Here is an 18,922-nt window from a genome sequence, read left to right on the forward strand (position 1 = left end):
GTACAACACAATTAGAAGCGGATGCAGCTCAAAATAATTATAAACTTTCACATGGACAACTTGTTCACGCATCAAATGGTAAAGTAGCGAAAGGCTATAAAACATTTAAAGGGAAGCTTTACAAGGATGGCAAGTTATACACAGGTGTTAAAGGCAATGTTTACTATAAAAGTGGCAAAAAGGCTACGGGCAAATATAAAGGAATTTACTATGTAAGTGGAAAAGCATTTACTGGTGTTGATTCAAAATCAGGTAAGTATTATGTAAAGGGGAAAATTACAAAAGGTTTAGTTATTTACAAAGACAAATTATATAATAACGGCTCTTTAAATAAGGGGAAAGTAGTTTATAAAGGTAAACTTTATAACGGAAGTAAGTTGAATAAAGGGCTTGTAATTTTCGATAACAAACTATACAACGGTGCTACTTTAAACAAGGGATTTGTAACTTATAAAGGAAAACTATACAACGGCACTACTTTGAACCAAGGCCTTGTATTGTATAAAGGAAGTCTTTTTAAAGATGCAACTTTAAACAAAGGCCTTGTATTATATAAAGGTAGTCTTTATAACAATTCCAAATTAAATAAAGGTACTGTACAATTCGATGGACTTTGGTATGTAAATTCTAAAGTTGCAAATGGTCATATCAAAACTTCTGATGGTGAAATTCGTGTAGTAAATGGTAAGGAAGAAAACTTTACCCTTTCTGTTATGCACACAAATGATACACATGCACATCTAGATAATGTAGCAAAACGTGCAACAGCGATCAACAATGTAAGAGCGGAAAAACCAGATTCCTTGCTATTAGATGCAGGGGATGTATTTAGCGGTACGCTTTACTTCAATACATTTAAAGGACAAGCAGATTTAGAATTTATGAACTATTTAAAATATGATGCGATGACTTTTGGTAACCATGAATTTGACCTTGGTTCAAGTCCTAAGGGGCACCAAGCTCTTGCTGATTTCATCAAAGGTGCAAACTTCCCGTTTGTTAGTGCTAATGTAGACTTTTCAAAAGATGCTCGTTTTACAGGTCTATTCTCAGATTTAATCTCTAGTGATCCTGCAAATGGCAAAATCTACAATGGTATTATCAAAGAAATCGACGGTGAAAAAGTAGGTATCTTTGGTTTAACAACAGAAGAAACAGCAGGCATTTCAAGCCCAGGAAGTATTGCGTTTGAAAATTATATAGATGAAGCTAAAAAAGCTGTGAAAGCTTTTGAAGATAAAGGTGTAGATAAAATTGTTGCCCTATCACATATCGGCTATGATGACAATGCGACAATCGACAATGATTTAACATTAGCTTCATCCGTTAAAGGTATCGATTTAATCGTTGGCGGACATAGTCATACAAAACTTGATACACCGGTAGTCGTTGATAAAGACAATGAAAACAAAGCAAAAGATCCAACAGTGATTGTCCAAGCATATCAATACAGTGATTACTTAGGTACTGTTGATGTTGAGTTTGATGTTCATGGTAAAGTTTTAAAATCAAATGGTAAATTAATTGAAGTAGCGCCATTACAAGAAGATCCAAAGGCAGCTTCTATGTTGAAAAAATACTCTGATAAACTAAAAGAAGTTTCAGATGAAAAAATCGGCGTTAGCTTAGATAGTGATCTGATAAACCCAAGAACATCCGATCCAGGTAGCAATGGAATAAGTGTTCGAAACAGCGAAACAGCCCTAGGTGACATTATCACAGACGGTATGTTAGCGAAAGCAAAACAATATGATAGTAAAGTCGTAATGGCACTTCAAAACGGAGGTGGCATAAGATCTTCTATTCCAAAAGGTGACATCACAGTAGGTCAAGTGATCACTGTTCTACCATTTGGTAACACATTAGCTACTATGCAATTAACAGGTGCTGAACTAAAAGCTGCATTTGAAATCGGCGTTGGATCTGAGCTTCAAGAAAATGGTTACTTGAAGGAAAATGGTGGTTTCCTACACGTAGCTGGAGGAAAAGTGGAATATGATTCATCTAAACCAGCAGGTAGCCGTGTTGTTTCCATTTCATACAAAGATGCAGATGGTAACTTCAAACCAATCCAAGATAACGAAACATACACAGTTGCTACAAATGCCTTTACAGCAAAAGGTGGAGACAATTATACAGTCTTCGCTAAAGCCTACGAAGAAGGCCGCGTAACTGATCTTGGTTTGTCAGACTGGGAAAACCTAGAAGAACACTTGCAAAATCTAAAAACAATTACACCTAAAACGGAAGGCAGAATTGTCGACGTTAATAAGAAATAGTAAATTATTTAAACACACCATCTGGTCTTTGCCACCAGGTGGTGTTTTTTGATGGAGAAATGTGCAAGTATTCCTCTCAAATTCGCAATTGAAAAAATTCCAGTACAAACTCATTCCAGCAAATCAAAACAATTTCCAATTAACATCAAATAATCTCTGACTAGAAATTAAAATTTAGTACATATTAAACCTAATAAATCATCACAAACTTAACAATAATTTACCGTAGCATTTACAAAACTATGAAATCAATACCAATCGTTTACATTAAATTAATCCCTACTTTAAATACTATTTTTATAATGGAATTGAAGAGCTGTAAAATCAAGGGAGGAATCACGAAAATATGGCTAAGAAAATCGTTACATCCGCATTAGCAGCAGGAGTTATCTTTTCGTCACTAGGGCTTCAAGATATAGGGGTAAAACATACATATGCAGCGGGCACGGCTCCGTCTATTTTAATCACGGAATTAAATCCAAACACAACGAATGTTGGTAGTGCGGATGGTTATGAATTTATCGAACTTTATAATAACTCAAACAAGGAAATCTCCTTGAAGGATTATAAGCTATTCTATCGCTATCCAACTTCTAGCACCCCAGACGCAGAATGGGGATTCAATGAAGATAAAAAAATACCAGCTCATGGTACTGTTGTTGTTTGGGTTAAGAATGCTGATAATAAGGATTTAAAACTATCTGATTTCAATTCATTTTACAAAACGAATTTAACATCAGACCAAGTTGTAGAAATCGAAACGGCGGGTATGAGTAATACGACTGAGCGTACGTTAGTTGTCACTGATGCATTTAAAAATGAAATAGTGAGCGCTAAATATCTAGGTACAGATGTCAAAAATGATGTTGGTATTCAATATAAATGGTCAGGCGAAGGTAAAGCCATGTCCATTCTCAAAAATGACACGGGAGCAACACCTGGACAAACGATTGAAGGTCAAATTCCTGCACAACAAGGTGAAGTAATCGCAGATGTCAATTTACCTGTCATCGATCATACGCCAGTAACTAAAGTGAATTCTGAAAATGGTCTCAACATAAAAGCCAATGTGACAGATGATGTCCAAGTGAAAAATGTTCGACTTTCTTACCGATCAGATAACCAAGCAACTTGGACAGATATACCGATGACGATTACTTCTGACAATAATTATGAAGTAAATTTAACACCTGCACAGTTAACAGGGGATAACTTAACTTATAAGATTACTGCCTATGATGGAACGAACCTTGCGGAAACAGCGGAATATAAAACAGAAATTACGCATCCAAAATATAATCCACAAGATGTCCCATACCTATTGGTAACAGAGGTCGTACCTGATTCAACAAATGTCGGAACTGCAGACGGATATGAGTATATTGAAGTCTACAATAACTCTGACAAAACCTTGAACATGAAGGACTATAAGCTGCATTATCGTTATCCAGACGAAGGTCCAGCAGGGGATTTAATTTGGGGTTCAGAAAAAGAAGATATTGAATTAGCACCTGGTGAAACACTTGTGTATTGGGTCATCAATGGAAGCAATAAGGACAAGACAGTAGAGGATTTCAATAAAAACTATGGCACCAACTTAGTTGAAAACAAAAATATCGTCAAAATCTACAATAGTGGTATGTCAAACTCAGGTAAACGTGCACTTACTATTTCCACAAATACAAGTGAAGATATTTCCATTGCTTATTACAATGACAATGGTGCAACTTTAGACACTGCTAAGGATAAAGGAATTTTCTACACATTCTCTAAAACACCTGGCGACAAAGTGATGCAAAAATATAGTTCCAAAACAGACCTAGGTACACCGGGATCAGTGTCCCCATTTCAAGTTCCGAATGAAAAAGTGAAACTTGCCGAAGACTATAATGCACCGGATATTACCGACTTATCGAGTAACTTAGAAGTAACAGACCAAACGGATGTACAATTGAATTTTGATATTAAAGACGATCAAAGTGTAAAAACAGCTCGCCTTTATTATAAAAATGATCAAGAATCTACCTATCACTCTGTAGACTTGAAAAAGGATAACGCGGACGGTTTTTACAAATATAAAGTGTATGCAGCCAATTTAATTGGCAAAAAGTCACTTGACTATTATTTAGTAGCTTCTGATGGTACCAATGATGTGAAAACTGCTACAAAGAAAATTAGTGTCCATCAAGATCAACGTCCAGAAGGTCTTTCATTAAATGTTCAGGATAATTCATTACTTACTCAAAATGTTTTATTAAAAGCATTTCATTCAAAAGATAACAGCGTGACAAAACTTGCGCTCGATGGCAAAGATATAACAAATGACATCACTTACACGTTGCCAGATAAAGCATATTTCGCAGTTGATGTGAAAAAAGTGAATCTCTATTTCAAAAACGGTATCACAATTGGTGATGATGTATTGAAAATTTTCGATGATACGATCAACCAATATACAACATTAACCGTTCCGGTAGATCCAAAGTATTTTGAAAAAGGAAAGGATACCATGATTTCAATTCGTTCCGGGAACAAGGTATCACCATTCGATATGACTTCTACAGAAAATCGAGATGACTTTTATGTCAAAAATATTCGCTTAATTTTAACTGATGGTACTGTCATTTACGATCCAAAATACAATGATCCTACAAAGGAAATATCTATTGGCGATAGTAGTAATATGTCTCCTATTATTAGTGGAAACTTTACGATTCCAGAAGAAAAATTCACGGCTAAATCTTATGCGTGGGATACTAAAACGGCAACTGACGGTATACACACATTCAAGGCAGACAATGGCAACGATTCTGCAGAAGCAAAAGTATTAGTCGATAATACAGCTCCTGTCATTACACCATCTGTTGAAGAAGGTAAAGAGTACAAGGGAGATTTCACGCTACAAGCAGAAGCAGAAGATAAATTTTCAGGTGTTCATGAAGTAAAAGCAACATTAGATGGTAAAGAAATTACATTACCAATGAATACATCATCTGCCGAATTATCGCCTGGTGCGCACACATTCGAAGTAACATCAAAAGACTTAGTCGGAAATACCGCAACAAAAACCGTACACTTTAAAGTGGTGGAAGAGCAACCATATCAACCTGAATTGATTTCACCAAAAGATCAGGCAAAAAGAGTTTCTTTATCTCCTGACCTAAAAGTAAAAGTTTCAGATCCAACAAATGACCGACTAGATGTTACATTCAATCGTGGGTATCAATACACTGCGGACCAAAAAGAAAATATGACTGTTTATGAAAATAATGTAGACCGTGAACCGCCAAAAACTGTCACTTCTGAAGGTGAAAAAGTTGTGACAGATGTAGATAAGTTAACAAAAGCAGATGGAAAATATATCACAACAAAAGATAAAACAAAATATCCTTACCATCGATTTGAAATCAACCTTGATAAAAAAGTTGATGCAAATGATGAAATTGAAGTGAACTGGGAAGGTAAATCAATAATCGGCCGAAAAGTGTCCATGTATGTGTGGAATTATGACACGAATAAATGGGAAGTGAAGGAATGGAAAATCGCTGAAAATAGCGATAACTTCAAACTGCACGCATCATTTAAAGGCCAAGCATATATAAAAGACCATAAAGTCCAAGTGATGGTACAAGATGAAATCGCATCAACGAACCAATTTGATTATTCATTAGTCTGGATGTCAGATACACAATACTATTCTGAAAGCTATCCACATATTTACGACAAAATGACGAACTGGATTGCTAAAGAAAAGGAAGCGATGAATATCAAATATGTATTCCATACAGGGGATTTGGTCGATAAATCTTATCGGGAATATGAATGGCAAAATGCGGATAAATCGATGAAAGTGCTCGATCAAGCCGATGTCCCATATGGCGTATTAGCAGGGAACCATGATGTCAATCATAAAGATGAAGACTATACCAAATTCGGTCAATATTTCGGCGAAAATCGCTTTAAAGGGAAAGACTATTACGGCGCTTCTTACAAAAACAACCGTGGTCACTATGACTTAATTAGTGAAAAAGGTAATGATTTCATCATGCTTTATATGGGGTGGGGCGTAAACGAGGAAGATATGAAATGGATGAATAAAGTTCTTGCACAATATCCAGAACGTAAAGCGATTCTGAACTTCCATGAATATTTACTCGTATCCGGCACTCGTAGTCCAATTGGCGATGAAATTTTCAAAAATGTCGTTGTGCCAAATAAAAACGTAATTGCCGTATTATCCGGTCATTACCACGATGCCGAAACATTAGTCGATACGATTGATGACAACTTAGATGGTAAACCAGATCGTAAAGTTTACCAAATGCTTGCAGATTACCAAGGTGGTCCAGAGGGTGGACAAGGTTTCATGCGTCTCCTTCAAGTTAACCCAGTTGAAAACAAAATTTATATGAAAACTTACTCACCGTATCTAGATAAGTTCAATTTCTATGACACAACAGAGTATCCAAGCAAAGACGAATTTGTCATTGATACAGACCTAACACCAAAAGAAAAAGAAGTCTCAACAGATGCAATCAATGTTAATGTCTTCACAGATGATGAAATCGGCAAAGTGGAAAACGTCAAAAATGGAAAAACAGCATCTGTTAAATGGAAAAAACTTGATGGTAATAAAGTTTACCAATGGTTCGTCAATGTCACAGATCAATTCAAGGGAAAAACACGTTCTCCAATCTGGTCATTTACAACAGCTAACGACAAAAAATCACAGAACCAAAACGACAACGGAGAAAATAACCACAATAACGGAAACAATGGAAATGGTGAAAATAAGAACAACGGAAACAATGAGAATAAAGGAAACAACAGCAATAACGGAAATGGCAAAGCAAAAGAAGTCAACAAATCCGAAAACAGTGAAGTAGTAAATGAAAAGGGCACAAGCAATCAAGATAGCCAAAAGGCATACTCAATTACAATTAAAGATGACACCGGAAAGGTCCTAGCAACACAAACAATCCTTGATGGCGAATCCTTAAAAGAACCACAAAAAGCAGGGTATACATTCAAAGGCTTCTACAAAGATGATAAATATAAAACACCGTTTGATGTAGAGACTATAGAAGATAGTGATGAAACAACCATTTTCGCTAAATTTGAGAAAGACAAGTAAAAATCGTCAAAGGCACCACATGATTCTAGGATCGGGTGGTGTTTTTTATTGATTGTAGTGACCTAAATTGCTGAGAACGCAAACACAATTCCAAAAAACGCAAGTATTAATCCATTATTCGCAATTAAACCATTGAAAAATGTAAGTAAACTGCTGAAAAGTACAAGTGGATTTTTCTCATACATTCTGAGTATGACTGAATTAATATTAGATTTAATAGATTTTGTATTATAATAAGTTTTCAAATAAGTTATAATGTTACAATAATTGCAATATTAAAGAAGTGAAGCTGAAAATTCTTCGACTACTTTTTAAGATGCACTTTCTGCAAGTACACATTTCCTTTTTATATTCATGGCGGACGGTCATATTTTCATATTATCGAGTATGTCTTTACAAATCCGCAACATGATTTACCAAGTCCTTTATCGGACAATTAAATAAATAAGCAAAAACTTGAAAGAAGGCGACTTTTCATGAGTGAAAAATTACAAGAGAAGCTGGTAGCGTATCGACGTGAACTTCATGAAAATCCAGAGTTATCTCTTAAAGAATATGAAACTACAAAACGTATCCGTACATGGTTAACTGAAGCTGATATTGAAATTAAAGAATATCCTTTAGAAGTAGGTGTGGTAGCTGAAATTAAAGGTGAGCTTCCAGGGCCAACCATTGCATTAAGATCAGATATTGATGCATTGCCAATTTTTGAGCAATCAGGCGTACCATTCTCATCTAAAAACGAAGGCGTTATGCACGCATGTGGACATGATTTCCATGCAGCTTCTATTCTAGGTGCGGCTATTCTTTTAAAAGAAAGAGTAGCAGAGTTAAAAGGGACAGTTCGAATTATCTTCCAGCCTGCTGAAGAAACTTCGCAAGGTGCCGAATATGTAGTGAAGCAAGGTGTTCTTGAGGGGGTTGAAGCGATTTTCGGTATGCACAACAAGCCGGATCTTCCTGTTGGAACTATTGGTGTTAAAGCAGGTGCATTGATGGCAAGTGTTGATCGATTTGAGCTTGATATCATTGGTATTGGCGGTCACGCAGGCATTCCAAATGATGTCATCGATCCAATCATCATTGCAAGTCAAATTGTTTCAAATTGGCAATCCATTGTAAGTCGAAATCTAAGTCCATTCAGTAACACAGTAGTCTCTGTGACGAAATTCCAATCAGGCAACACTTGGAATGTCATCCCTGAAAAGGCGGAATTAGTGGGAACAGTTCGTACATTCCAAGAAGAAGATCGCGCTCTAACCCATGAACGTATGCAAAAGCTTGCTGAAGGAATTGCAGAAAGCTATGGTGCTCGTGCTGAATTCAGATGGTTCCCACATATGAATGTTGTGGATAATGATGAACGGTTTGTTGAGGTTGCAACAGAAGCTGCTCTTGATGCAGGTTTTGAAGTAGTTGAGGCGATGCCTGCTCCAGCAGGAGAAGATTTCGCGTATTATCAACAAAGAGTTCCAGGATTCTTTGTATGGATGGGCGTAGACGGACCATATGGTTGGCACCACCCATCATTTAAGCTCAATGAAGATGCAATAATTGTAGCGGCAACCTATTTTGCAAACTTAGCAGTGAAGGTATTGGAAAATGATAAAAAGCTTAACAGCAAAATTCTTTCAACAAATCTTTGAGGCAACTCCACTCAAAATGCCCTTATTATTCGCGGCAAGTTTAGAAGTTTTACCACTTCACTTGGTCGCGAACAATGAGGGCATTTTTTCTTTCCTTTCAAAGGCATAAATTGGTGTAAATGCAAGTAAACTTTGAAAAATCCCAAGTAAACCATCAAATTCTTCTAGTAAATCCCATCAAAATGCAAGTATCTAATCTGAAATTACAAGTAAACCAGTAGAGGATACAAGACTTCTTTTGATTAAAAAACAAGAGAGAGTGTATTAATAAGTTAAATAGTATAACACAATTAAAAATTATTTCATAAGTTCTTCAAAAGAGTGAAAATATTTTTAACGAAACTAACCCTGATTTCCTGCGTTTTCTACTAATCTTCTAACCAAATAATCTCGAAAATTCGTTTAGTATGTCACAATTAAATAATTGTGTTGACACATAATTAGATTTTAAGTATATTATGTGTAATCGATTACATATGTAATCGGTTACACAAAATAAAAGATTAATATTTTTCCTTGCAACACTAGAATAGCTGATAAAGGAGGGAAAGCATGGTAACGATTAAGGATGTTGGCAAGCATGCAGGTGTATCTGTTGCTACGGTTTCTAGGTATTTAAATAAAGGATACGTTAGTGAGGAAGCCAAACAAGTAATTGAGAAGGCAATCAAAGAATTAGATTATAAGCCAAATCAACTCGCGCGATCACTTAGCACGAAGAAAACAGATATCATAGGTTTGCTTGTCCCTGATATTACCAATCCTTTCTTTCCTGAATTAGCTCGAGCTGTGGAAGACACAGCTTTTGCACATGGCTATACCGTTGTGCTATGTAATTCCGGTGAACAAAAGGAAAAGGAAATTCATTATATAGAGTCGCTTCAGCAAAAGTATGCCGCGGGATTTATCGTGACAACCAATCGACTTGAAGCTGACTATTATCGCAATATCGAATTACCGATTGTGGCGCTCGATCGACGATTAGACCCGTCTATTCCAACAGTAACGACGAACAATGTGGAGGGCGCAAAAATTGCAACCGAGTATTTAATCGCTCGTGGCTGCAAGCATATTCTTTGCATGCGGGGCCCTGTTGGATTAGATGTTGCAGAAGATCGCATGACTGGCTTTGCCGAAACGATGAAGCTTCATCCAGACATTCAAGCTGATAGCATTACTAGTCAATTTGAGTTTGAAGAAGCAGAGCAAAAAGCATTTGATTTTCTGAAAACACATGAAACGGTTGATGGCATATTCGCTTCAAGTGATGCATCCGCAATCGGTGCGATGAAAGCAGCCCAATCACTCGGTATTCCTATTCCTGGAGAACTTCAAATCGTAGGTTTTGATGGAATCAGCATCGGGAAATTGCTTACACCAGAACTGACGACGGTAGCTCAAGACATCTACAAATTGGGTACAGTTGCGACAGGATTGTTAATACAAAAAATTGAAAATCAATCAATCGAAAATAATTTAATCGAATTGCCCACAACACTTGTTGTGAGAAGTTCAACCAAGTAAGGAGGATTTTAATGATCACTGTAATCGGCAGTATTAATATGGATTTAGTCGTAGATACAACGATATTTCCTAAACAAGGTGAAACGGTATTAGGAAATCGTTTTGAAACGGTACCTGGTGGAAAAGGCGCAAACCAAGCAGTGGCAGCGGCGAGACTAGGTGGAGACATCCATGTGGTGGGAGCAGTTGGTGAGGATGGCTTTGGTCGTGAGCTAACGACGAATTTGAAAAACGAAGGCATTAACACACAACATATTTCTTTCACAACACAAGCTGCTACGGGGATTGCGAATATTCTTCTTTATGAAAATGATAATCGGATTATCGTAGTACCTGGAGCAAATAACGAAGTAACAAAAGCAGAAGTAGATGCGGCAAAAGATCTCATAACTCAAAGTGACATGGTGATCATGCAACTCGAAATTCCTGCGACAACCGTTCAATATACGTTAAATCTTTGCAAAGAATTAGGCGTCCCTGTGTTATTAAACCCAGCGCCGGCAGAGAACTTTGATGAATCATGGATGGATTTAATAGCCTATGTAACACCAAATGAAACAGAATGTGCAGATATTTTCTCTGGTGATTTAGTTAGTGCATTAGAAAAATATCCTAATAAATTGATTGTCACATTAGGTCATGAAGGTGCTCGTTACTTTGATGGACAAGAACATATTTTTGTCAAAGGTTATCAAACACAAGCGGTTGATACAACGGGTGCAGGGGATACGTTCAACGGTGCTTTAGCTTATGCATTAACAACTGGACAATCTCTGAAAGAAGCAGTGCGTTTTGCGAACATTACTGCATCATTATCAGTTGAAAAATTTGGCGCACAAGGTGGTATGCCAACACTTGAAATGGTAGAAAATCGCTTGGGAGGACAATGATTTTGAAGAAACAAGGCATTTTAAATCGGGAACTAGCTGGAGTCTTCGCCAAAATGGGTCACACCGATACGCTGATGATTGCAGATTGTGGATTACCCATTCCAGATGGCGTTCCTTGCGTAGATCTTTCTTATACACTAGGAAAACCTAGTTTTGCAGATATTTTAGATACAGTTTTAGAAGATTTCCAAGCTGAAAAGGCTTGGATTGCAACAGAAATGAAAGCTCAAAACGAAGTGCTACACACACGTGTTCACGAAGTGCTTGATCTTCCAATTGAAACAGTCAGTCATGAAGAGTTAAAGCAACTTTCTGCAAAAACAAAAGTAATTATCCGTACTGGAGAAGCAACACCGTTTGCAAATATCATTTTGCAATCAGGCGTGATTTTTTAAATAAGGTGGTGACATCAAATGATTGAAATGACAGGCATTGATAAAGCTTTTAACGGCAATGTTGTGTTGAAGGATGTACAGTTTTCACTATTAGATGGTGAAATTCATGCACTAATGGGCGAAAACGGTGCTGGTAAATCAACGTTAATGAAGATTTTAACTGGAATTTACGGGCGTGATGCAGGTGTCATTAAAGTAGATGGCAAAGAAGTTGATTTTAAATCTCCGAAAGAAGCAGAAGCGATGGGGATTGCTGTTATTCATCAGGAACTCAATATTTTACCTGACTTAACGGTTGCCCAAAACCTATTCTTGGGAAACGAACAAACTTTTGGCAAATCAGGAATTTTAAAAACGAAAAAAATGAATGCAGAAGCAAGCCGTATTTTAAGCCAGCTTGGTTTAGATATTGATGTGAAAACATCTGCTGGCAATTTATCTGTCGGAAAGCAACAAATTATTGAAATCGCAAAAGCCATTGAAACGCATGCCAAAGTGATTATCATGGACGAACCAACAGCTGCCTTAACAGATCGTGAAATCGAAACATTGTTTAAAACCATTCGTAAACTTCAATCACAAGGTGTATCTTTCGTCTACATCTCACACAGAATGGAAGAAATTTTCGCTATTTGTGATCGAATTACGATTTTACGTGATGGCCAATATGTTGGTGTTCGAGTGATTAAAGAAACGAACTTCGATGAAATTGTCAAAATGATGGTTGGACGTGAACTAGGTGATCGATTCCCAGATCGTAATGCAGTAATCGGAGATGTTAAGCTTGAAGTGAAAGGGCTTACAAGAAATGGTTATTGCGAAGATATTAATTTTAAGCTAAGAAAAGGGGAAGTTCTTGCAATCGCTGGTCTAATGGGTGCAGGTCGTACAGAAGTAGCTCAAGCATTGTTTGGCTATCGAAAAATGAATAAAGGTGAACTATTCATCGATGGTCAAAAGGTGAAAATTTCTAATCCATTACAAGCGAAAAGACTTGGAATTGCCTATGTCACAGAAGACCGCAAATCAGAAGGTTTAGTGGTTGATTTTTCGATAAAAGATAATATTATGCTCACAAACTTGGACAAAGCATCGAATATGGGCATTATCAATGGTGCGAAAGAAATTAGTTTTGTAGAGAACTTAATGAAAAAATTAGGCGTTCGTTCATCAGGTGCGAACCAAAGAGCAAAATCATTAAGTGGTGGGAATCAACAAAAAGTTGTCATCGCCAAATGGTTAGGCAATGAACCCAAAATCTTAATATTAGATGAACCAACTCGTGGTGTTGATATCGGTGCCAAAAAAGAAATCTATCAAATTATCAATAACCTTGCAGAACAAGGTGTTGCCATCTTAATGATTTCATCTGAATTGCCAGAAGTCATCGGCATGGCAGACAGAGTACTTGTCATGCATGAGGGCAAGATTACAGGTGAAGTGAAAAAAGAAGAAATGACACAAGAAAAAATTATGTATTATGCAACTGGAGGCGACAAAGTTGTCTAAATCTAAAGATTTAGTTCAAAAACTTGGTCCATTACTTGGGCTACTTTTAATCATCATCATTATTTCCATTATGAGCCCGAGCTTTTTAACGGCTACTAATATATTCAACGTTTTACGCCAAGTTTCAATTAGTGCGTTAATCGCATTTGGGATGACTTTTGTTATCTTAACAGGCGGAATCGATTTATCCGTCGGTTCTACATTAGCGCTTACTGGTGCAATTAGTGCAGGTTTCCTAGCTAGCGGCATGGATCCATTTTTGGCAATGTTGATTGGATTAGCACTAGGAGCAGTTCTTGGTGGAGTTAATGGTTTCATCATTGCAAAAGGGAAAGTTGCTCCTTTCATCGCAACTTTAGCAACTATGACAATTTACCGTGGTTTAACACTTGTTTATACAGATGGTAAACCCGTTTCAGGTCTTGGAGATTCACTTGCATTTCAAATGTTCGGTAAAGGGTATTTTTTAGGTATTCCAGTACCCGTTATTACAATGATTGTCGCGTTCTTCGTTCTATTCTTTATTTTAAAGAAAACAACATTTGGCCGCCGCGTATATGCAATCGGTGGGAACGAAGAAGCATCTCGTCTTTCAGGGATTAATGTAGACCGCATTACTATCGCTGTTTATTCATTAACAGGTATGCTTGCAGCGTTATCCGCTTTAATCTTAACTTCTCGATTGAATTCAGCTCAACCAACAGCTGGAGCATCTTATGAACTTGATGCCATCGCTGCTGTAGTTCTTGGCGGTACTTCTTTAACTGGTGGTCGCGGTTGGATTTTCGGTACATTAGTTGGTGCATTAATCATCGGTGTTTTAAATAATGGTTTAAACCTAATTGGGGTGTCTTCATTCTTCCAACAAGTTGTGAAGGGTGTCGTTATTTTAATCGCGGTTCTTATTGACCGTAAAAAAACAGCATAGGAGAGAATTTAAAATGAAAAAACTATCTTGGACTCTTGCATTATCAGCTTCTTTACTACTAGGCGCATGCTCAATGTCACCAAATGGCGATACTGGCTCATCTGACAAAGCAGCAAAAAAATCAGCAGATGATATCAAAATCGGTATGTCTGTTTCAACATTAAACAACCCATTCTTTGTAACATTATCTGATGGTGCAAAAGATGAAGCGAAAAAAGAAAACGTTGATTTAACAGTTGTCGATGCACAAGATAACGCATCAAAACAAGCTTCTGACGTAGAAGACTTAATCCAACAAGATGTAGACTTAATCATCATCAACCCAACAGATTCAGAAGCAGTTGCTTCAGCAGTAGAATCAGCAAACTCTGCTAACATCCCAGTTATCACTGTTGACCGTTCTTCAGACGGCGGTAAAGTCGTATCACACATCGCATCTGATAACGTAAAAGGTGGCGAAATGGCCGGCGAATACCTAAAACAATTAGTTGGCGACGGAGCAAAAGTTGCTGAACTTGAAGGCGTAGCAGGTTCATCAGCAGCACGTGACCGCGGACAAGGCTTCCACAAAGTAGCAGACAAAGGCCTAAACGTAGTCAAATCACAAACTGCCAACTTCAACCGTTCTGAAGGCTTGACTGTAATGGAAAACATTCTTCAATCAAACCCAGACATCAAAGGTGTATTCGCTCACAATGACGAAATGGCTCTAGGCGCTCTTGAAGCAATCGAAGCATCAGGCAAAGACATCAAAGTAGTAGGCTTCGACGCAACTGACGATGCACAAAAAGCAGTCAAAGAAGGTAAACTAGCTGCAACAATCGCTCAAAAACCAACAGAAATCGGTGAAAAAGCAATCGAAACAGCTGTCAAATCACTTAAAGGTGAAAAAGTTGAAAAGAGTATTCCTGTTGATCTTGAATTGATTAAGAAATAATAAATAAAACTTATTATTAGTCCCAGCTCTCTATGAGGGTTGGGGCTTTTTTTTATGGTTTTTGTGGCTTTCTATGATTTACAAAAATTAGTAGCGTGCATATCTTGACTTTTCCTGATGTTTGAAAAGTATATATAAATTTTTTAGGTAGTTGACAAAGGGGACATTACATTATAAAATTATCTCGAATTCAAGATATTTGCGAGATAAGCTACTGAAAATGTGAAAACCAATTAAAGGTTTTTAATTTTTTTAGAAATATATCTCGAATTAAAAATATATGAATTCAAAATAAATGACAGTAATTGTTTAAATAAGTTTCAATCAATAAGAAGGCATGAGATTTGATTTGTAAAACTTGCTATGAATATAAAAGATACTTCAAATGAAGCAAGCATTAATTACAGAAGAAATTAATACCACAACGGAGAATATTTATGGAATTTCAGGAAGAGTATTTTCTTTGATTAAACGATTAGATTAACTGGTTAAAATATTATTAGTTCAAGTTAGATTGAGATATATGAGTTCGTGGTAATGGACGTAAAGGAAACAAAAAAAGGAGAGAATAAATATGAAAACAGAAGGAATCCACCATATTACTGCAATTGTTGGGCATCCACAAGAAAATGTTGATTTTTATGCAGGGATTCTAGGATTACGATTAGTGAAGAAAACGATTAACTTTGATGATCCGGGTACGTACCATCTTTATTTTGGAAATGATGGCGGTAAGCCTGGAACCATTATTACATTTTTCCCTTGGGCAAACGCTTATCAAGGCAAAATAGGCGGTGGGCAAGTTGGGGTTACGACCTATGCAATTCCAACTGGCAAAATGTCTTACTGGGAAGAAAGATTAGGGAAATTCAACATTAACTTTAAAAAATCAGAACGATTTGGAGAAACGTATTTACAATTTGAAGATTTCCATGGACTTCACCTAGAGCTTGTCGAACGAAAAGAAGGGGAGCTAAACCAGTGGACATTTGGAGATGTTACACCGGATGTAGCGATTAAAGGATTTGGTGGGGCGATTCTATACTCAGTACATCCAGAACAAACAATCCAAACACTTCAAGATGTATTAGGTTTAGAAAAAGTTGGAGAAGAAGGCGATTTAATACGCTTTAAATCTTATGGTGATATTGGAAATATTATTGATATCAAGAGAACTCCTATTGAACGGGGGCAAATGGGTGTCGGTACTGTTCACCATATTGCATGGCGTGCGAAGGATAATGAAGAGCAACTAGAATGGCAAAAATTCGTAGCGGAAAACGGCTATCATGTAACAGATGTCAAAGACCGAAATTATTTTAACGCTGTTTATTTCCGCGAACATGGCGATATTCTTTTTGAAATTGCGACAAACCCTCCAGGATTCGCTCATGATGAATCTTATGAAACAATGGGGAAAGATTTAAAACTACCCGCACAATATGAAAAATACCGTGAAAAACTGAATGACACGTTAATCCCAATTAAAGTTAGACAATTAGATTAGGAGGAACTTTTTTCTCCATTGAACTGAATGAGAATATAGAACAGTAAAATTACAAATTATTAATTGGCAGTATTATTCAAGGCTAACTTTTGAGACGCTCTCGCTAGAAAGACCAAAATAATGGAGGTAGAAGAACATGAATGATATTAAAGGAGTTCACCACGTAACAGCGATTACAAGTAGTGCAGAGAAGATTTATGAATTTTTTACCTATGTATTAGGGTTACGTTTAGTAAAGAAAACGGTAAACCAAGATGATATCCAAACGTACCATTTATACTTTACAGATGACGTTGGTAGCCCGGGAACAGATATGACATTCTTTGATTTTCCAGGTATTCCAAAAGGGGTTCATGGTACAGATGAAATTTCTAAAACATCTTTTCGTGTACCAAATGATGAAGCATTAGCTTATTGGGTAAAACGCTTTAATCGATTAAATATAAAACACGATGATATAAAAGAACAGTTTGGCAAAAAGACACTTTCTTTTGTGGATTTTGACGACCAACAATATCAACTAATATCAGATGAAAATAACCAAGGGGTGGCTTCAGGTACACCTTGGCAAAAGGGGCCGATTCCTTTAGAATATGCGATTACTGGACTAGGACCTGTCTTTGTCCAAGTTTCTAATTTTGATTATTTTAAAGCAATATTGGAAGAAGTCTACTTATTTAAAGAAATGGCACAAGAAGGTTCATCTCACTTGTTTGAAATGGGTGAAGGAGGTAATGGTGCTCAAGTTATTGTTGAATATAATGCTATTTTCCCTCGTGCTCGACAAGGATACGGAACAATACACCATGCGGCATTCCGTGTAGATAATCGCGCCGATCTAGATGAATGGATGAAGAGATATCAATCTTACCGTGTACCAAACTCAGGTTATGTAGAGCGCTATTACTTTGGTTCATTATACGCAAATATTGCCCCAGGCGTATTATTCGAATTGGCAACAGACGGTCCTGGATTCATGGGAGATGAACCTTATGAAACACTAGGCGAAAAATTATCGTTACCACCATTCTTTGAAGAAAAACGAGAAAAAATTGAAAACCTAGTTCGCCCTATCGACACAGTAAGAAGTACAAAAGAATTTGTTAAGGAATATGAAGACTAGATTGAAACATGACCTAAAAAATGAGGTGTAAAATAATGAAACATATCTTTCAAAAAGGAAATAATCAAGCCTTACCGACGTTGTTATTATTACATGGAACCGGCGGAACAGAACATGACCTGCTAGCTCTTGCAGACAAAATTGACCCAGATGCGAATGTTTTAAGCGTAAGGGGAAATGTATTAGAGAATGGCATGCCACGCTTTTTTAGAAGATTAGCAGAAGGCTTATTTGATGAAGAAGATTTGATTTTCCGTACAAAAGAATTACATGAATTCCTTGATGAAGCAGCTGAAAAATATGAATTTGACCGTGACAATATCTTAGCAATAGGCTATTCAAATGGTGCTAATATTGCTGCAAGTTTATTATTCCATTATCAAAATTCACTAAAGGGTGCAATCTTACATCATCCGATGGTTCCAAGACGTGGAATTGAGCTACCTGATTTAGCGGGGAAATCTGTATTTATTGCAGCTGGAACAAACGACCCGATTTGTTCACCATATGAATCAAAAGAACTCGTCTCTTTGCTAGAAGGAGCAGGAGCAAAAGTACAACTTCATTGGGAAAATAGAGGCCACCAATTAAGCATTAGTGAAGTAGAAGCTGCTAGAGAATGGTATTTGTCTTTATAGATAGTTTCTAGTGCAATTTTCGATTTAAGTATTTTTTAAAAACTACCGATTTCTTACAAAATGAGAAACCGGTAGTTTTTTTGGTGCGTTCAATTTTTGCTCTTTAATGCTCCGAAAATTCTTGTTATCTCAATAGTCAACATTCACTAATAAAACTTCAGAAAACTTTTACAATTGTACGGTAATTATTAACAAAAAGTTAACTTAGAAGGTTGTTGACAATGTATTTGATAACTTACTAAAATAAGATAGAATTAAGAGAAGAAGCGAAGATATCAACTGAAATACTAAGTGTTTATTTAGCTCTGTAATGAGAAACTTCTCCTACAGAGCTTTCTATATTTTTATCGTATGATGCAATCAATTTTCGTTTAGGATTTGAATTTTGCATTGCAAATAGTAAATTGGTATT

The 18,922-nt window shown here is 36.7% G+C and carries 12 protein-coding genes; all 12 read left to right on the plus strand.

Annotated features, from left to right (window positions below; genetic code table 11):
• Nucleotides 1-647: 647 nt before the first annotated feature.
• The 12 genes from ACWV26_RS02865 to ACWV26_RS02920 all read left to right on the plus strand — a co-directional run bounded on the left by ACWV26_RS02865 (nucleotide 648) and on the right by ACWV26_RS02920 (nucleotide 18,510).
• Nucleotides 648-2,279: a bifunctional metallophosphatase/5'-nucleotidase gene (locus tag ACWV26_RS02865; RefSeq protein WP_455898162.1), complete on the plus strand. Its 1,632-nt coding sequence runs from the start codon at nucleotides 648-650 to the stop codon at nucleotides 2,277-2,279.
• A gap of 346 nt (nucleotides 2,280-2,625) precedes the next feature.
• A complete protein-coding gene (locus tag ACWV26_RS02870; RefSeq protein WP_455896872.1) occupies nucleotides 2,626-7,413 on the plus strand; it encodes a lamin tail domain-containing protein in 4,788 nt (1,595 codons plus the stop codon).
• Between the two features lie 476 nt (nucleotides 7,414-7,889).
• Nucleotides 7,890-9,059 (plus strand): amidohydrolase, encoded by a 1,170-nt coding sequence (locus ACWV26_RS02875; RefSeq protein ID WP_455896873.1) that lies wholly within the window; start codon nucleotides 7,890-7,892, stop codon nucleotides 9,057-9,059.
• Between the two features lie 552 nt (nucleotides 9,060-9,611).
• The gene (locus ACWV26_RS02880; RefSeq protein WP_455896874.1) at nucleotides 9,612-10,583 is read left to right on the plus strand and encodes a LacI family DNA-binding transcriptional regulator; all 972 of its coding nucleotides are present in this window, start codon (nucleotides 9,612-9,614) and stop codon (nucleotides 10,581-10,583) included.
• Between the two features lie 11 nt (nucleotides 10,584-10,594).
• Nucleotides 10,595-11,473: a ribokinase gene (rbsK, locus tag ACWV26_RS02885; RefSeq protein ID WP_455896875.1), complete on the plus strand. Its 879-nt coding sequence runs from the start codon at nucleotides 10,595-10,597 to the stop codon at nucleotides 11,471-11,473.
• Between the two features lie 2 nt (nucleotides 11,474-11,475).
• Entirely contained in the window at nucleotides 11,476-11,868 is a 393-nt protein-coding gene (rbsD, locus tag ACWV26_RS02890; protein WP_455896876.1) for a D-ribose pyranase, read from the plus strand.
• Nucleotides 11,869-11,886: 18 nt separating this feature from the next.
• Nucleotides 11,887-13,377, plus strand: coding sequence for a sugar ABC transporter ATP-binding protein (locus tag ACWV26_RS02895; protein WP_455896877.1), 1,491 nt, complete (start codon nucleotides 11,887-11,889; stop codon nucleotides 13,375-13,377).
• A complete protein-coding gene (rbsC, locus tag ACWV26_RS02900) occupies nucleotides 13,349-14,305 on the plus strand; it encodes a ribose ABC transporter permease (RefSeq protein ID WP_455896878.1) in 957 nt (318 codons plus the stop codon). The genes ACWV26_RS02895 and rbsC overlap by 29 nt, the downstream gene beginning before the upstream one ends.
• Before the next feature lie 13 nt (nucleotides 14,306-14,318).
• Nucleotides 14,319-15,242 carry a ribose ABC transporter substrate-binding protein RbsB gene (gene rbsB / locus ACWV26_RS02905; RefSeq protein ID WP_455896879.1) on the plus strand — a complete coding sequence of 308 codons (924 nt, stop codon included), beginning with the start codon at nucleotides 14,319-14,321 and terminating at the stop codon, nucleotides 15,240-15,242.
• 574 nt (nucleotides 15,243-15,816) lie between these two features.
• Complete coding sequence (locus tag ACWV26_RS02910) at nucleotides 15,817-16,749, plus strand: ring-cleaving dioxygenase (protein WP_455896880.1); 933 nt, start codon at nucleotides 15,817-15,819, stop codon at nucleotides 16,747-16,749.
• Between the two features lie 136 nt (nucleotides 16,750-16,885).
• Nucleotides 16,886-17,872 (plus strand): ring-cleaving dioxygenase, encoded by a 987-nt coding sequence (locus ACWV26_RS02915; protein WP_455896881.1) that lies wholly within the window; start codon nucleotides 16,886-16,888, stop codon nucleotides 17,870-17,872.
• A gap of 32 nt (nucleotides 17,873-17,904) precedes the next feature.
• Nucleotides 17,905-18,510 (plus strand): alpha/beta hydrolase, encoded by a 606-nt coding sequence (locus ACWV26_RS02920; protein ID WP_455898163.1) that lies wholly within the window; start codon nucleotides 17,905-17,907, stop codon nucleotides 18,508-18,510.
• The last annotated feature ends 412 nt before the right edge of the window (nucleotides 18,511-18,922 follow it).

It is taken from the genome of Rummeliibacillus sp. JY-2-4R, assembly GCF_053847205.1.